This window comes from Bowdeniella nasicola, from assembly GCF_900107735.1.
GTDB lineage: Bacteria > Actinomycetota > Actinomycetes > Actinomycetales > Actinomycetaceae > Bowdeniella > Bowdeniella massiliensis.
Genome location: NZ_FNQV01000005.1, coordinates 21,831 through 35,002, shown reverse-complemented (window position 1 = coordinate 35,002; position 13,172 = coordinate 21,831). Strand labels below are relative to the sequence as shown.

Below are 13,172 nucleotides of genomic sequence, written 5' to 3'. Positions count from 1 at the left end.
GGCGCCGATTGGCACCCTCGTGCGGTGCCATAGGGATGTATGGCACGTGTACGCACGTCCAGCTGACCATCCTATGGGAATTAGAGCGCGAAAGAAACTCTTCGCCGACGTGAAGCGCGCCACCAGGGCGCTACAGCTCGATCGGGGTAACGCCGTAGCGCGCGAGGTCGGCCGCGCCACCATCGGGCAGCGTCAAGACGCGCACTCCCCCATCTACGAGTGCGACGGCGTGCTCCCAGTGCGAGGCGCGTGAACCATCGAGGGTCACGACGGTCCAGTCATCATCGAGCGTTTCATTATCGGGGCTGCCAAGCACGAGCATCGGTTCGACGCACACCGCCATGCCGGACTTGATCTTGGGGCCCTTCGGGCTCGCATAGTTCACGACGTCGGGCGGCTGGTGCATCGCGGAGCCAATGCCGTGCCCCACGTATTCGCGCACGATGCCAAGTTCACGCCCGTCGACGGGGTTGTCTTCCACCACGCGCTGGACGGCCTTGCCGACAACGTTCAGGGATTTGGCGTCCGCGAGGGCAGCAATCCCCTGCCACATGGCTTCCCGGGTGATCTCGGAAAGTTTGAGATCCTCCGGGCGAGGCGTTCCGACGATAAAGGTGCGAGCGGAATCGCCATGCCAGCGCCGTCCCGAGGGCCCGGCGACACTGCACCCACCGTCAACGGAGACGATATCGCCGTCGCGCAGCACGCGCTCGCCCGGGATGCCGTGCACGATTTCCTCGTTGACCGACAGGCAGACCGTTGCGGGATAGCCGTGGTAGCCAAGGAAGTTCGGCTTTGCACCGGCATCGCGGCAGACCCGTTCGGCGATCGCATCGAGCTCGCCCGTCGTGATTCCGACCTCGGCGGCCGCTTCGACGGCGGTGAGCATGTCATAGACGATCGCGCCCGCCTCAGCCATCGCGGCGAGTTGGGCGCGCGTCTTGATTTCCGGTTTAGGTCCGAACATCACAGGGCGTCAACGGCCGCAAGGATGCGTGCGGTGACCTCGTCGACTTCGCCCATGCCGTCCACGGAGACCAGCAGGCCGCGCTGCCGGTAGATGTCGGCAACGGGGGCGGTCGTCTCGCGATAGATGTTCAGCCGGGTACGGATGACGTCTTCGGTGTCATCCGTGCGACCCTGGTCGATGCCGCGCTTGAGCAGACGCCCAACAACCGCGTCCTCATCGACGGTGATCTCGATGACGCCATCGAGGCCCTGATCTCCGAGCAGCTCGTCGAGCAGCTCGACCTGCGCGGGGTTGCGCGGGAAGCCGTCGAGGAGGAAACCGTTACCGGTGTCCTTGGCGGCGAGGCGCTCCTTCAGCATCTCGACGGTGACTGAATCGGGCACGAGCTCGCCGCGCGCGATGTAGGAGCCGGCGAGGTGGCCGAGCTCGGAGCCTTCAGAGATGTGCGAGCGGAAGAGCTCGCCGGTGGAAATCGTCGGGACTCCCAGGTGGGAGGCCAGGCGCTCCGCTTGCGTGCCCTTGCCAGCTCCGGGGGCACCAAACAATACTAATCGCGCGCTCATGACAGGAATCCTTCGTAGTGACGCTGTTGCAGTTGTGAATCGATGTCCTTAACAGTCTGCAGTGCGACACCGACCATAATCATGATCGATGTGCCGCCCCATGGCATGGCGCCGTCCAATCCCATGACCGCGAACAGGATCTCGGGGACGAGGGCGACGACAGCGAGGTAGAGAGCGCCGGGCGCCGTAATACGCGTCATCACGTAGTTGAGGTAGTCGGCGGTGGGCTTGCCGGCGCGGATGCCGGGGATGAAGCCGCCGTAGCGCTTCATGTTGTCGGCTACTTCTTGCGGGTTGAACGTAATCGCAGTGTAAAAGAACGCGAAGAACAGGATGAGCAGGGTGTAGACGGCCAGGCGCATCGGGTGCGAGGGCGCGAACCACTGCTGCAGCGCGAGAGACCAATCTGCGGTCCGATTGAACTCGGCGATCATGATCGGCAGGTGCATGATCGAGGACGCGAAGATCACGGGGATAACGCCCGCGAGGTTGATCTTCATCGGGATGTAGGTCGAGGAGCCACCGTACAGGCGGCGGCCCACCATGCGCTTGGCGTACTGGACCGGGATGCGGCGCTGGCACTGCTCGACGAAGACGACGGCCAGAGTGATCAGGAGGATCACCGCGATGATGATGAGCAGCTTAACGAGGCCGGACTCCAGACCAAAGACGCGGCCAAGGCCCGTCGGGAAGGTCGCGGCGATCGAGGTGAAGATCAGCAGCGACATGCCGTTGCCGATGCCCTTTTCGGTGATGAGCTCGCCGAGCCACATGATCAGGCCGGTACCGGCGGTCATCGTCAGGATCGTCAGCAGCAGGGTGCCGGGTCCCGCGTTCGGGATCGGGCTGACCGGGCAGCCCTGGAAGAGCAGGCCGTTGGCCGCCGTCGTGACCATGACGGTGGACTGCAAGACACCGAGGAAGATCGTCAGGTAACGCGTGTACTGGGTGAGCTTGGCCTGGCCCGCGTGACCTTCCTTGTGCAGATCCTCGAACCGCGGAATGACGACCCGCATGAGCTGCACGATAATCGACGCCGTAATGTACGGCATGATACCGAGGGCGAAGACCGAGAGCTGAAGTAGGCCGCCTCCGGAAAAGAGGTTCATCATGCCAAGGAAGGTGCTTTCGGCGCCGGCCACGCACTGCTGCACGTTCCCGTAGTCAACTCCCGGCGCGGGCACGAACGAGCCGAACCGGTAGATGGCCATGATGGCGAGCGTAAACAGCAGCTTCCGACGCAGGTCAGGGGTTTTAAACGCCTGAGCGAATGCAGCGAGCAAAATTCCTCCCAGTGCGTTGGCCGCCTGCGACACCGTTTTCTTCGCCCGGTGCACGGCCAACTGGAGAGTCGGGGTCCGACTCGAGGGTCAATCTCTTTAGAGTGTACGAGCTAAACTCGCATCTGCGGAAATGCCCCCGCGCCTCGCTGAGGCACGGGGGCGTTCCACAGGTGGGTGGCAGCACCGAAAACTTGGTGTGCCGACCGCGTTAGGCCCCCGTAATGGAGCCGCCAGCGGCCTCGATCTTCTCCTTGGCGGAGCCCGACCACGCATCAGCCGTGACGTTGACGGCCACGGAGATCTCTCCCGTGCCCAAAATCTTCACCGGCTGCTTTGCGCGAACCGCGCCCTTGTCCACGAGGTCGGCGACGGTGACGTCCCCGCCCTTCGGGAAGAGCTCGGCGAGCTTCGTCAGGTTCACGACCTGGTAGGTCACCTTGTTCGGGTTCTTGAACCCACGCAGCTTGGGCAGCCGCATGTGCAGCGGCATCTGGCCGCCTTCGAACCCGGCAGGGACCTGGTAGCGGGCCTTGGTGCCCTTGGTACCACGACCAGCGGTCTTACCCTTGGAGCCTTCGCCTCGACCCACGCGGGTCTTGGCCTTCTTGGCGCCGGGGGCAGGACGAAGATCGTGAATCTTCAGTGGCGTCGACTCTTCAGCCATGCTCACTCAACCTCCTCGACAGCGACCAGGTGGTCGACCACGCGGATCTGCCCACGAATCGCGGGGCTGTCCGGACGGACGACGCTCTGACCGATCTTGCGCAGCCCGAGGGCGCGCAGCGTCTCACGCTGGTTGCGAAGCCCGCCAATGGTGGACTTCTTCTGGGTGATCTTCAGATTTGCCATTACGCACCTGCCTCGGCGGATTCGGCTTCGGCCTCGGCCTTGGCACGAGCTTCACCTTCGGCGCGGTGGCGCAGCAGCGCGGAGGGCGCGACGCGGTCCAGCGGCAGGCCGCGGCGAGCCGCAACCGCTTCGGGCTGCTCGAGCTGCTTGAGCGCGGCAACCGTGGCTCGCACGATGTTCAGCGCATTCTGCGATCCCAGCGACTTGGTGAGGATGTCGTGGATGCCAGCGCATTCCAGGACCGCGCGCACCGGACCGCCGGCGATAACACCGGTACCGGGAGCGGCCGGACGCAGCAGGACAACACCTGCAGCGTCTTCACCCTGCACAGTGTGCGGGATCGTCTTGGCAATGCGCGGGATGCGGAAGAAGTTCTTCTTCGCCTCTTCCACGCCCTTGGCAATGGCGGCGGGAACTTCCTTCGCCTTGCCGTAGCCGACGCCAACCGTGCCATCGCCGTCACCGACGACCACGAGGGCGGTGAAGGAGAAGCGACGGCCACCCTTCACAACCTTCGCGACGCGGTTGATGGTGACAACACGCTCGACGAACTGGTTCTTGTCATCGCCGCCACGGCGGTTGTCGCGACGCTGTTCGTCGCGGCCCCGGCGGCCTTCGTTACGCTCGCGTCCCTGTTCGGCGGAACCCGAGCCGGTCCGATTTCGCTGCGGTGCAGCCATGGATTTACTCCTGCTCTCTTCGTTCTCGCTGGTTACAGGGCCAAGCCGGCTTCGCGGGCACCGTCAGCGACGGCGGCCACGCGGCCGTGGTACTTGTTTCCGCCCCGGTCGAAGACGGCGGACTCGATGCCCGCTGCCTTAGCGCGCTCGCCGAGCAGTTCGCCCACCTTGCGTGCCTTATCGACCTTGGAACCTTCAGCCTGACGCAGATCGACTTCCATCGTGGAAGCCGACGCCAGGGTGTGACCCGCAACGTCGTCGACGAGCGTGGCCACCATGTGGCGCGCGCTGCGCTTGACGATGAGGCGGGGACGCTGCGCGGTGCCGGCAATGTGCTTGCGCACGCGCTGGTGGCGGCGCTTCCGGGCGATCGCCTTGCCCTTGCCCTTAACGCTAACGGACATGGGTTACTTACCAGCCTTTCCTGCCTTGCGGCGAACCTGCTCGCCGGCGTAACGCACACCCTTGCCCTTGTAAGGCTCAGGCTTGCGCAGCTTACGAATGGAGGCCGCGGTTTCACCGACGAGCTGCTTGGAAATACCCGAGACCGAGAACTTGGTCGGGCTTTCCACCACGAAGGTGATGCCTTCGGGAGCGGTGACCGAGATGGGGTGTGAGAAGCCGAGCGCGAACTCGAGGTTCTGGCCCTTGGCGGTGACGCGGTAACCGGTACCGACGATCTCCAGCTTCTTCTCGTAGCCCTTCGTGACACCCTCGACCATGTTGGCGATGAGGGTGCGGGTCAGGCCGTGCAGCGAACGCGATTCGCGCTCGTCGTTGGGACGGGTCACCACAATGGCGCCGTCCTCGTCGCGGTCCACGGTGATCGGAGCGGGAACGTAGTGAGTCAGGGTGCCCTTGGGGCCCTTGACGGTCACGACGTTGCCATCGATCGAGACGTCCACGCCGGAGGGAACCGGAACGGGAATCTTGCCGATACGTGACATTGTGCGTTCTCCTTTCCGGTTCTTACCAGATGTACGCGAGGACTTCCCCGCCTACACCCTTAGATTCGGCCTCGCGGTCCGTCAGCAGACCGGAGGACGTGGACAAAATAGCGACACCCAGTCCGCCAAGCACCTTGGGGAGCTTGGTGGACTTGGCGTAGACCCGCAGGCCCGGCTTCGACACGCGCTTGACGCCGACGAGGGCGCGCTTGCGGTCGTTGCCGTACTTCAGCTCGAGGGTGAGCTTCTTGCCCACCTCGGCGTCCTCCGCGGACCAGTCCGCGATGTAGCCTTCGGCCTTCAGGATTTCGGCGATGTTCGCCTTCAGTTTCGAGTACGGCATCGACACCGTCTCGTGGTACGCCGAGTTGGCGTTACGCAGACGCGTGAGCATGTCTGCGATGGGATCTGTCATAGTCATGTTGTTGGGCCTTCGCCCTTCCTCGTCGCGGTTTCCCTAGTGGGGACCTACAACGTAGTGGTTACCAGCTGCTCTTCGTCACGCCGGGGAGCTGGCCAGCAAGGGCCATCTCACGCAGGCAGATACGGCACAGGCCGAACTTGCGGTACACCGAGCGCGGACGACCGCACTTTTGGCACCGGGTGTAGCCTCGCACGCCGAACTTCGGCTTGCGGGAGGCCTTGACTTTCAGGGAGGTCTTCGCCATCTGTCAGTTCTCCTTAAACGGGAAGCCGAGGCGGCGCAGCAGCGAGCGACCTTCGTCGTCAGTCTTGGCGGACGTCACGATGGTGATGTCCATGCCGCGCACGCGGTCAATCTTGTCCTGGTCGATCTCGTGGAACATGGACTGTTCCGTGAGGCCGAAGGTGTAGTTTCCGTTGCCGTCGAACTGCTTGGGCGACAGGCCACGGAAATCACGAATGCGGGGCAGGGCCAGCGACAGGAGGCGGTCCAGGAATTCCCACATGCGGTCGCCGCGCAGCGTGACGTGCGCACCGATCGGCATACCTTCGCGCAGCTTGAACTGGGCGATGGACTTGCGGGCCTTGGTCACCTGCGGCCTCTGGCCGGTGATCAGCGTGAGGTCGTTGATCGCGCCGTCGATGAGCTTGGAGTCGCGAGCCGCGTCTCCCACACCCATGTTGACAACAATCTTGACGGGCTTAGCAACCTCGTTGATGTTGGGGTGGTTGAATTCCTCGCGCAGGCCGTTGATGACCTCGTCGCGGTAACGCACCTTCAAACGGGGCTGAGTCTTGGTTTCGCTCATTACAGCTCCTTACCCGAACGCTTAGCGATGCGCACGCGCTGGGTCTTGGTCCGGCCGTTGCGCTCGACGGTCTCGACGCGGTAGCCCACGCGAGTTCCCTTCTTGGTTTCCGGATCCACGACCATCACGTTGGAGATGTGGATCGGCGCTTCGATGGTTTCAATACCACCGGTGCGGGCGCCACGGGTGGACTGGCCAACCTTGGTGTGCTTCTTAACGCGCTGAACGCCTTCGACCACCACGCGGTTGGTCTCGGTCAGAACCTTGAGCACGCGTCCGGTCTTGCCCTTATCGCGACCGGCGATGACGACGACCTGGTCGCCCTTCTTCACCTTTGCCATTTAGAGCACCTCCGGGGCGAGCGAGATGATGCGCATGAAACGACGGTCACGCAGCTCGCGGCCAACCGGGCCGAAGATACGCGTACCGCGCGGTTCACCATCATTTTTCAAAATGACGGCAGCATTCTCATCGAATCGAATGTATGAGCCATCGGGACGGCGACGTTCCTTCTTGGTCCGGACGATGACGGCCTTGACCACGTCGCCCTTCTTCACGTTGCCGCCGGGGATGGCGTCCTTGACGGTGGCGACAATCGTGTCGCCGATACCGGCATAGCGCCGGCCGGAGCCACCGAGAACCCGGATGCAAAGAATCTCCTTCGCACCGGTGTTGTCGGCGACCTTAAGCCGCGACTCCTGCTGGATCATTGAGTGTTCTCCTGTCGTCGTGCCGGTTCTCGGTCAAATGCCCGAGCCTAGCCGAACGGTTTACTGCACTGCCTTGTCCGGCCTCTGAAGCGAGGCACGGTGACCGTTCCGGACCCGAAGAATCTGCGAAATTAAAGGCGCAGGAAGGTCCAGTGGCCACAAGGCAACCGTTCGAGTATAGATCATTGACCAAGCGCAATCCAAGCGTTTTTCGGCGGCTAGGCGTGTAATCGCTCACGCCGCTGCGCACTGCCGTACTCCCCCGCTCACACGAGGCGGCCGCACACATCAACGGGGCCGACAATCGGACTGATTGCCGGCCCCGTTGTCATGCTTGGAGCAGCTGGGTTTAGCGAGCCTTTTCCAAGATTTCCACGACGCGCCAGTGCTTGGTGGCGGACAGTGGACGGGTCTCCATGATGCGAACGAGGTCGCCAATGCCACACTCGTTGTTCTCATCGTGGGCCTTCACCTTGGAGGTGCGGCGAACGACCTTGCCGTACAGGGCGTGCTTGACGCGGTCTTCGAGTTCAACGACGACGGTCTTATCCATCTTGTCGCTGACCACGTAGCCACGGCGGGTCTTGCGGTAGTTGCGCGCCTGGGGCGCGGCCTCAGTGGTAGCGTTATCGCTCATTGCCTACAGACCTTCCTTACTTCTTCACGGGAGCGGTGCGAATGCCCAGCTCACGCTCGTTGACGATCGTGTAGATGCGTGCGATATCGCGACGCACGGCCTTAACGCGGCCATGGTCTTCGAGCTGGCCGGTCGCAGCGGCGAACCGCAGGTTCAGCAGTTCGGCCTTCGCCTTCGCAAGTTCTTCGGCGAGGCGCTCGTTGTCCATTCCGTCCAGGTCGGACGGGGTCAGGCCCTTGGATCCGATGGCCATTAGCCTTCACCACCCTCACGGCTCACAAAGCGGGTCTTGATCGGCAGCTTGTGCTGCGCGCGGCTCATGGCCTCGCGAGCGAGCTGCTCGGGAACACCACCGAGCTCGAACATGACGCGGCCCGGCTTAACGTTGGCCACCCACCACTCAGGCGAACCCTTACCGGAACCCATGCGGGTTTCGGCCGGCTTCTTGGTCAGCGGGCGGTCGGGGAAGATGTTGATCCACACCTTGCCGCCACGCTTGACGTGACGGGTCATGGCGATACGAGCAGCCTCAATCTGGCGGTTCGTGATGTAGCCACTTTCCAGGGCCTGGATCGCGTAATCACCGAAGTTGATTTCGGTGCCACCGCTGGCGCGACCGCTCCGCTTGGGGCGGTGCTGCTTACGGAACTTAGTCCGACGCGGGATAAGCATGATTTATGCCTCCGATCCGGTTTCACTCGCCTGAGGCTGCTCGGGGTTAGCGGCAGCCTCGGGGGCTTCGCTGCGGCGCGGAGCGCCACGGCGGCCGGCACCTTCACCACGGCGTCCGCGGCGGCCTTCGCCGCGACGGCCACCACGCGGGGCAGCCTGGGCCTGGGCGCGAGCGAGTTCCTTGTCGGTGACATCGCCCTTGTAGATCCAGACCTTCACGCCGATGCGTCCGAAGGTGGTGCGGGCCTCAAAGAAGCCGTAGTCAATGTTGGCGCGCAGGGTGTGCAGGGGCACACGGCCTTCGCGGTAGAACTCCGAGCGCGACATTTCCGCACCGCCGAGGCGGCCGGAGCACTGCACACGGATGCCCTTGGCGCCGCCACGCTGGGCGGACTGGATGCCCTTGCGCATGGCGCGACGGAAGGAGACGCGAGCAGCGAGCTGTTCGGCGATTCCCTGGGCGACGAGCTGCGCGTCGATCTCGGGGTTCTTAACTTCCAGAATGTTGAGCTGGACCTGCTTGCCCGTGAGCTTTTCGAGCTGGCCGCGCAGGCGGTCAGCTTCGGCGCCACGGCGACCGATCACGATGCCCGGGCGGGCCGTGTGCAGATCGACGCGAACGCGGTCACGGGTGCGCTCGATGTCCACGCGAGCAATGCCCGCGCGCTCCAGGTCCTCGGACAGGAGGTTGCGGATCGCGACGTCCTCCCGGACGTAGTCGCTGTACCGCTGGCCTTCCTTGGAGGAGTCGGAGAACCAACGCGAACGGTGGTCCGTCGTAATTCCGAGACGGAACCCGGTCGGGTTAACCTTTTGCCCCATTACCGATTCCCTTCTTCTGGCGCACCGACAACAACAGTGATGTGGCTGGTCCGCTTGTTGATGCGGCCCGCCGCGCCCTTGGCGCGGGGACGGAACCGCTTCATCGTCGGGCCCTCGTCGACATATGCCGCGAGAACCACGAGGTCATTTTCATTGAACGACTCGGAGGCCTGATCGGCCTTGACCCGAGCGTTTGCAATCGCACTTTCGAGCACCTTGCGTACGGTACCGGCTGCCGCCTGCGGTGCGAAGCGGAGGATATCGAGTGCCTCCACTGCGCCCTTGCCGCGAACGACGTCGATGACGCGCCGTGCCTTCATGGGCGTGACGCGCACATATCGCGCCTGCGCCTTGGCTTCCATCGCTTCCTGCCTAACTTGGTTCATGGTTCGAGGATGTAATCGCGCCCCGCTTAGCGGCGGCGGGCCTTACGGTCGTCCTTGTCGTGCCCGCGGTAGGTGCGGGTCGGCGCGAACTCCCCGAGCTTGTGGCCAACCATCGACTCGGTGACAAATACCGGCACGTGCTTACGTCCGTCGTGCACCGCGAAGGTGTGACCCAGGAAATCCGGGGTAATGACGGAACGACGCGACCAGGTCTTGATGACGTTCTTCTTACCAGCCTCGTTCATCTGATCGACCTTCTTTTGCAGATGGTCGTCGACGAAGGGGCCCTTCTTCAAACTACGTGGCATTTCGTCTCCCTATCAGCGCTTCTTGCCGGTCCGGCGACGACGCACGATCATCTTGTCGCTCGGCTTGTTCGGACGGCGGGTACGGCCTTCCTTCTGGCCCCACGGGCTGACCGGGTGACGGCCACCGGAGGTCTTACCCTCGCCACCACCGTGCGGGTGGTCGATCGGGTTCATGGCGACGCCACGCACGTGCGGGCGCTTGCCCTTCCACCGCATGCGGCCGGCCTTGCCCCAATTGATGTTCGACTGTTCGGCATTGCCGACCTCGCCGACGGTCGCGCGGCAGCGCGCGTCGACGTTGCGGATTTCACCGGAGGGCATACGCAGCTGGGCCCAGGTCGATTCCTTGGCGACGAGCTGAACGCCGGCGCCCGCGGAGCGAGCGATCTTGGCGCCGCCACCGGGCTTGATCTCGATGGCGTGCACGACGGTACCGAGCGGGATGTTGCGCAGCGGCAGGTTGTTGCCGGGCTTGATGTCCGCGGCGGGACCGGCCTCGATGCGATCGCCCTGCTTGATCTTGGCCGGAGCCAGGATATAACGCTTCTCGCCGTCGGCGTAGTGCAGCAGTGCGATGTTCGCGGTGCGGTTCGGGTCGTACTCGACGTGCGCGACCTTGGCGGGGATACCGTCCTTGTCATGGCGACGGAAGTCGATGACGCGGTAGGCGCGCTTGTGACCGCCACCGCGATGACGCGAGGTGATGCGGCCCGTCGAGTTACGGCCGCCGGTCTTGTGCAGCGGACGCAGCAGCGACTTTTCGGGCGTCGAGCGCGTGATCTCCGTGAACTCGGAGACCGAGGCGCCGCGGCGGCCCGGGGTCGTCGGCTTGTACTTGCGGATAGCCATTAGATAGCCACCTCACCGAAGATATCGATGGTGCCCTCACGCAGCGTGACGATGGCGCGCTTGGTGTCCTTGCGCTTGCCAAGACCGTCGCGGGTACGGCGGGTCTTACCCTTGCGGTTGATGGTGTTGACCGATGCGACCTTGACGTCAAAGATCTGCTCGATGGCGTTCTTGATCTCGGTCTTGTTCGAGCGGGGGTCCACGATGAACGTGTACTTACCCTCGTCGATCAGGTTGTAGCTCTTTTCGGAAACGACGGGAGCGAAAATGATGTCCCGCGGGTTCTTCGACGGCTCGATGCTCACTTGGTTTCCTCCTTCGCGTCCGCTTCGCGGCCGGCGAGGAATGCGTCGAGCGCATCGGAGGTGAACACCACGTCATCGCGAACGAGGACGTCGTAGGTGTTCAGCTGGTCCGGCCAGAGAAGGTGGACGGTCGGCACGTTGCGCAGCGAGAGCTGGGTCAGCTCGTCTTCACGCGTCACGACGACGAGCGCCGTGCGGCCGGTGCTGACGCCCTTGAGGGCGGCCAGGGCCTTCTTGGTCGACGGGGTGTCACCGTCGAGGAACGAGGAGATGACGAAGACGCGACCGTGACGGGCGCGATCCGACAGGGCACCACGCAGCGCGGCGGCCTTCATCTTCTTCGGGGTGCGCTGGGCGTAGGAACGCGGCTGCGGGCCGTGAACGACGCCGCCACCGGCCCACTGCGGAGCGCGGATGGAACCCTGGCGCGCGCGGCCGGTGCCCTTCTGGCGCCACGGCTTGCGGCCACCGCCGGAAACGGCGGCGCGGGTCTTGGTCGCGGCGGTGCCGGCACGACGAGCGGCCTGCTGCGCAACGACGACCTGGTGAATCAGGGGAACGTTAACTTCGACGTCGAAGATCTCGGCGGGCAGTTCAGCCGTGCCGGTCTTCTTACCAGTTGCGTCGAGAACGTCGACCGTGGTGGCGGTCATGACTAGGCTCCCTTCGCGGCGTTACGGATCACGACCGTGGCGCCCTTGGCACCGGGAACGGCACCGGAGAGCAGAACGTAGCCGTTCTCCTCGTCGATGGCGTGGATCGTGAGGTTCTGGACGGTGGTGCGCTCGTTGCCCATACGGCCGGCCATGCGCATGCCACGGAACACGCGTCCCGGGGTCGCGCAGCCGCCGATGGAGCCCGGCTTGCGGTGAATCTTGTGGGCACCGTGCGAGGCGGGGCCACCGCCGAAGCCGTGACGCTTCATCACACCGGCAAAGCCCTTGCCGCGGGAGGTACCGGTCACGTCGACGAGCTCGCCAGCGGCGAAGGTGTCGAGGCCGATCTCCTGGCCAGCGCTGTAGTTGTCCGCATCCGAGGTGCGGATCTCGAGGACGGTGCGACGCGGGGTCACACCGGCCTTAGCAAAGTGGCCCTTGAGCGGCTGGGTCACCTTGCGGGGATCGATTTCGCCGGCAGCAACCTGCACGGCCTGGTAGCCATCGACATCGAGGGTGCGCACCTGAGTAACCACGTTGGTGTCCACCTTGATGACGGTGACGGGGACGAGGCGCGCCTCGTCATCCCAGACCTGGGTCATGCCGAGCTTCGAGCCAACAAGCGCCTTGACGGCCTTGCCAGCTTCCGGCTGGGTAATCGTAGTCATGTCAGGTTCCTCAGAGCTTGATCTCGATGTTGACGTCCGCGGGCAGGTCGAGACGCATGAGCGAATCAACGGCCTTGGGCGTCGGGTCGATAATGTCAATCAGCCGCTTGTGGGTGCGCATCTCAAAGTGCTCACGGCTGTCCTTGTATTTGTGGGGCGACCGAATAACGCAGAACACGTTCTTTTCAGTCGGCAGCGGCACCGGGCCCACGACCGTCGCACCAGCGCGGGTCACCGTATCGACAATCTCACGTGCCGAGCTATCGATGACCTCGTGGTCGTAGGACTTGAGCCGGATGCGGATCTTTTGTCCCGCCATGGCGTCGTCTAACCTCTCTCGTACCGCAACTTCTCCGACCCCCGCGCTCGGGCGTGTCGCGTGCGCAATGAGCGCATTTGACCACGCTCCGGCAGGTTCCGGGTCGTTGGTTACTTGGTTGGACGGGGGCGATTTACCACCCGCCCGAAGTCTGCACACTCGGACGTGAATCCGAGCAACCGTACTAGTCTGCCAGAACTTCCCGCACCATGTAAACCCGCATCTGCGTGATTCAGCGTACGTTCTGGCCGGCAACCCATGTGGGCGCCAGGCGTTCCGGCCGTTCGAGATTACCGCATGTGGGCGCGGATGTGAA

24 protein-coding genes are annotated in these 13,172 nt (G+C 63.9%); all 24 read right to left on the bottom strand.

What is annotated here, in order from left to right:
* Window positions 1–130 precede the first annotated feature (130 nt).
* The 24 genes from map to rpsJ all read right to left on the bottom strand — a co-directional run bounded on the left by map (window position 131) and on the right by rpsJ (window position 12,856).
* Entirely contained in the window at window positions 131–967 is an 837-nt protein-coding gene (map, locus tag BLU67_RS04640; RefSeq protein ID WP_410002417.1) for a type I methionyl aminopeptidase, read from the bottom strand.
* A complete protein-coding gene (locus BLU67_RS04635; protein WP_092562864.1) occupies window positions 967–1,533 on the bottom strand; it encodes an adenylate kinase in 567 nt (188 codons plus the stop codon). The genes map and BLU67_RS04635 overlap by 1 nt, the downstream gene beginning before the upstream one ends.
* Window positions 1,530–2,816, bottom strand: coding sequence for a preprotein translocase subunit SecY (gene secY, locus BLU67_RS04630; protein WP_092563290.1), 1,287 nt, complete (start codon window positions 2,814–2,816; stop codon window positions 1,530–1,532). Before secY ends, BLU67_RS04635 begins: the two co-directional genes overlap by 4 nt.
* 208 nt (window positions 2,817–3,024) lie before the next feature.
* On the bottom strand, window positions 3,025–3,480 hold the full coding sequence (gene rplO / locus BLU67_RS04625; RefSeq protein WP_092562861.1) for a 50S ribosomal protein L15: 456 nt from the start codon (window positions 3,478–3,480) through the stop codon (window positions 3,025–3,027).
* Between the two features lie 2 nt (window positions 3,481–3,482).
* Window positions 3,483–3,665 (bottom strand): 50S ribosomal protein L30, encoded by a 183-nt coding sequence (gene rpmD, locus BLU67_RS04620; RefSeq protein WP_092562858.1) that lies wholly within the window; start codon window positions 3,663–3,665, stop codon window positions 3,483–3,485.
* Entirely contained in the window at window positions 3,665–4,345 is a 681-nt protein-coding gene (gene rpsE, locus BLU67_RS04615) for a 30S ribosomal protein S5 (protein ID WP_092562855.1), read from the bottom strand. Before rpsE ends, rpmD begins: the two co-directional genes overlap by 1 nt.
* Before the next feature lie 32 nt (window positions 4,346–4,377).
* A complete protein-coding gene (rplR, locus tag BLU67_RS04610; RefSeq protein ID WP_092562852.1) occupies window positions 4,378–4,749 on the bottom strand; it encodes a 50S ribosomal protein L18 in 372 nt (123 codons plus the stop codon).
* A gap of 3 nt (window positions 4,750–4,752) precedes the next feature.
* Complete coding sequence (rplF, locus tag BLU67_RS04605; protein ID WP_092562849.1) at window positions 4,753–5,292, bottom strand: 50S ribosomal protein L6; 540 nt, start codon at window positions 5,290–5,292, stop codon at window positions 4,753–4,755.
* Window positions 5,293–5,314: 22 nt separating this feature from the next.
* Window positions 5,315–5,713 carry a 30S ribosomal protein S8 gene (gene rpsH, locus BLU67_RS04600; RefSeq protein WP_092562846.1) on the bottom strand — a complete coding sequence of 133 codons (399 nt, stop codon included), beginning with the start codon at window positions 5,711–5,713 and terminating at the stop codon, window positions 5,315–5,317.
* A 61-nt stretch (window positions 5,714–5,774) separates the two neighbouring features.
* Window positions 5,775–5,960, bottom strand: coding sequence for a type Z 30S ribosomal protein S14 (locus BLU67_RS04595; RefSeq protein WP_073715467.1), 186 nt, complete (start codon window positions 5,958–5,960; stop codon window positions 5,775–5,777).
* A 3-nt stretch (window positions 5,961–5,963) separates the two neighbouring features.
* Window positions 5,964–6,524: a 50S ribosomal protein L5 gene (gene rplE / locus BLU67_RS04590; protein ID WP_092562843.1), complete on the bottom strand. Its 561-nt coding sequence runs from the start codon at window positions 6,522–6,524 to the stop codon at window positions 5,964–5,966.
* Window positions 6,524–6,865 (bottom strand): 50S ribosomal protein L24, encoded by a 342-nt coding sequence (rplX, locus tag BLU67_RS04585; protein WP_092562840.1) that lies wholly within the window; start codon window positions 6,863–6,865, stop codon window positions 6,524–6,526. Before rplX ends, rplE begins: the two co-directional genes overlap by 1 nt.
* Complete coding sequence (rplN, locus tag BLU67_RS04580; RefSeq protein WP_092562837.1) at window positions 6,866–7,234, bottom strand: 50S ribosomal protein L14; 369 nt, start codon at window positions 7,232–7,234, stop codon at window positions 6,866–6,868. It abuts the gene before it with no gap.
* Window positions 7,235–7,583: 349 nt separating this feature from the next.
* Window positions 7,584–7,871: a 30S ribosomal protein S17 gene (gene rpsQ / locus BLU67_RS04575; protein ID WP_092562834.1), complete on the bottom strand. Its 288-nt coding sequence runs from the start codon at window positions 7,869–7,871 to the stop codon at window positions 7,584–7,586.
* A gap of 16 nt (window positions 7,872–7,887) precedes the next feature.
* On the bottom strand, window positions 7,888–8,124 hold the full coding sequence (gene rpmC / locus BLU67_RS04570) for a 50S ribosomal protein L29 (RefSeq protein WP_073715475.1): 237 nt from the start codon (window positions 8,122–8,124) through the stop codon (window positions 7,888–7,890).
* Window positions 8,124–8,543 (bottom strand): 50S ribosomal protein L16, encoded by a 420-nt coding sequence (gene rplP, locus BLU67_RS04565; protein WP_092562831.1) that lies wholly within the window; start codon window positions 8,541–8,543, stop codon window positions 8,124–8,126. Before rplP ends, rpmC begins: the two co-directional genes overlap by 1 nt.
* Before the next feature lie 3 nt (window positions 8,544–8,546).
* Window positions 8,547–9,365 carry a 30S ribosomal protein S3 gene (gene rpsC / locus BLU67_RS04560; RefSeq protein WP_092562828.1) on the bottom strand — a complete coding sequence of 273 codons (819 nt, stop codon included), beginning with the start codon at window positions 9,363–9,365 and terminating at the stop codon, window positions 8,547–8,549.
* Window positions 9,365–9,727, bottom strand: a complete 363-nt coding sequence (gene rplV, locus BLU67_RS04555; protein ID WP_092562825.1) for a 50S ribosomal protein L22 — start codon at window positions 9,725–9,727, stop codon at window positions 9,365–9,367. Before rplV ends, rpsC begins: the two co-directional genes overlap by 1 nt.
* A 50-nt stretch (window positions 9,728–9,777) precedes the next feature.
* Entirely contained in the window at window positions 9,778–10,059 is a 282-nt protein-coding gene (gene rpsS / locus BLU67_RS04550; protein ID WP_073715479.1) for a 30S ribosomal protein S19, read from the bottom strand.
* Between the two features lie 12 nt (window positions 10,060–10,071).
* A complete protein-coding gene (gene rplB / locus BLU67_RS04545; RefSeq protein ID WP_092562822.1) occupies window positions 10,072–10,908 on the bottom strand; it encodes a 50S ribosomal protein L2 in 837 nt (278 codons plus the stop codon).
* Window positions 10,908–11,213 carry a 50S ribosomal protein L23 gene (gene rplW / locus BLU67_RS04540; protein WP_092562819.1) on the bottom strand — a complete coding sequence of 102 codons (306 nt, stop codon included), beginning with the start codon at window positions 11,211–11,213 and terminating at the stop codon, window positions 10,908–10,910. Before rplW ends, rplB begins: the two co-directional genes overlap by 1 nt.
* A complete protein-coding gene (gene rplD / locus BLU67_RS04535) occupies window positions 11,210–11,866 on the bottom strand; it encodes a 50S ribosomal protein L4 (RefSeq protein WP_092562816.1) in 657 nt (218 codons plus the stop codon). The genes rplW and rplD overlap by 4 nt, the downstream gene beginning before the upstream one ends.
* A 2-nt stretch (window positions 11,867–11,868) precedes the next feature.
* Window positions 11,869–12,537, bottom strand: a complete 669-nt coding sequence (rplC, locus tag BLU67_RS04530) for a 50S ribosomal protein L3 (RefSeq protein WP_092562813.1) — start codon at window positions 12,535–12,537, stop codon at window positions 11,869–11,871.
* Window positions 12,538–12,547: 10 nt separating this feature from the next.
* A complete protein-coding gene (gene rpsJ / locus BLU67_RS04525; RefSeq protein WP_092562810.1) occupies window positions 12,548–12,856 on the bottom strand; it encodes a 30S ribosomal protein S10 in 309 nt (102 codons plus the stop codon).
* Between the last annotated feature and the right edge of the window lie 316 nt (window positions 12,857–13,172).

What these genes read in the sequence shown, in the direction of transcription:
- rpsS (WP_073715479.1), bottom strand. Translation starts at nt 10,059, where the DNA reads ATGCCACGTAGTTTGAAGAAGGGCCCCTTCGTCGACGACCATCTGCAA.
- rplN (WP_092562837.1), bottom strand. Translation starts at nt 7,234, where the DNA reads ATGATCCAGCAGGAGTCGCGGCTTAAGGTCGCCGACAACACCGGTGCG.
- BLU67_RS04635 (WP_092562864.1), bottom strand. Translation starts at nt 1,533, where the DNA reads ATGAGCGCGCGATTAGTATTGTTTGGTGCCCCCGGAGCTGGCAAGGGC.
- rpsH (WP_092562846.1), bottom strand. Translation starts at nt 5,713, where the DNA reads ATGACTATGACAGATCCCATCGCAGACATGCTCACGCGTCTGCGTAAC.
- map (WP_410002417.1), bottom strand. Translation starts at nt 967, where the DNA reads ATGTTCGGACCTAAACCGGAAATCAAGACGCGCGCCCAACTCGCCGCG.
- rplE (WP_092562843.1), bottom strand. Translation starts at nt 6,524, where the DNA reads ATGAGCGAAACCAAGACTCAGCCCCGTTTGAAGGTGCGTTACCGCGAC.
- rpsQ (WP_092562834.1), bottom strand. Translation starts at nt 7,871, where the DNA reads ATGAGCGATAACGCTACCACTGAGGCCGCGCCCCAGGCGCGCAACTAC.
- rplD (WP_092562816.1), bottom strand. Translation starts at nt 11,866, where the DNA reads ATGACCGCCACCACGGTCGACGTTCTCGACGCAACTGGTAAGAAGACC.
- rplV (WP_092562825.1), bottom strand. Translation starts at nt 9,727, where the DNA reads ATGGAAGCCAAGGCGCAGGCGCGATATGTGCGCGTCACGCCCATGAAG.
- rpsC (WP_092562828.1), bottom strand. Translation starts at nt 9,365, where the DNA reads ATGGGGCAAAAGGTTAACCCGACCGGGTTCCGTCTCGGAATTACGACG.
- rplR (WP_092562852.1), bottom strand. Translation starts at nt 4,749, where the DNA reads ATGTCCGTTAGCGTTAAGGGCAAGGGCAAGGCGATCGCCCGGAAGCGC.
- rpsE (WP_092562855.1), bottom strand. Translation starts at nt 4,345, where the DNA reads ATGGCTGCACCGCAGCGAAATCGGACCGGCTCGGGTTCCGCCGAACAG.
- rpsJ (WP_092562810.1), bottom strand. Translation starts at nt 12,856, where the DNA reads ATGGCGGGACAAAAGATCCGCATCCGGCTCAAGTCCTACGACCACGAG.
- rplX (WP_092562840.1), bottom strand. Translation starts at nt 6,865, where the DNA reads ATGGCAAAGGTGAAGAAGGGCGACCAGGTCGTCGTCATCGCCGGTCGC.
- BLU67_RS04595 (WP_073715467.1), bottom strand. Translation starts at nt 5,960, where the DNA reads ATGGCGAAGACCTCCCTGAAAGTCAAGGCCTCCCGCAAGCCGAAGTTC.
- rplC (WP_092562813.1), bottom strand. Translation starts at nt 12,537, where the DNA reads ATGACTACGATTACCCAGCCGGAAGCTGGCAAGGCCGTCAAGGCGCTT.
- rplP (WP_092562831.1), bottom strand. Translation starts at nt 8,543, where the DNA reads ATGCTTATCCCGCGTCGGACTAAGTTCCGTAAGCAGCACCGCCCCAAG.
- rplB (WP_092562822.1), bottom strand. Translation starts at nt 10,908, where the DNA reads ATGGCTATCCGCAAGTACAAGCCGACGACCCCGGGCCGCCGCGGCGCC.
- rpmD (WP_092562858.1), bottom strand. Translation starts at nt 3,665, where the DNA reads ATGGCAAATCTGAAGATCACCCAGAAGAAGTCCACCATTGGCGGGCTT.
- rplF (WP_092562849.1), bottom strand. Translation starts at nt 5,292, where the DNA reads ATGTCACGTATCGGCAAGATTCCCGTTCCGGTTCCCTCCGGCGTGGAC.
- rplO (WP_092562861.1), bottom strand. Translation starts at nt 3,480, where the DNA reads ATGGCTGAAGAGTCGACGCCACTGAAGATTCACGATCTTCGTCCTGCC.
- rpmC (WP_073715475.1), bottom strand. Translation starts at nt 8,124, where the DNA reads ATGGCCATCGGATCCAAGGGCCTGACCCCGTCCGACCTGGACGGAATG.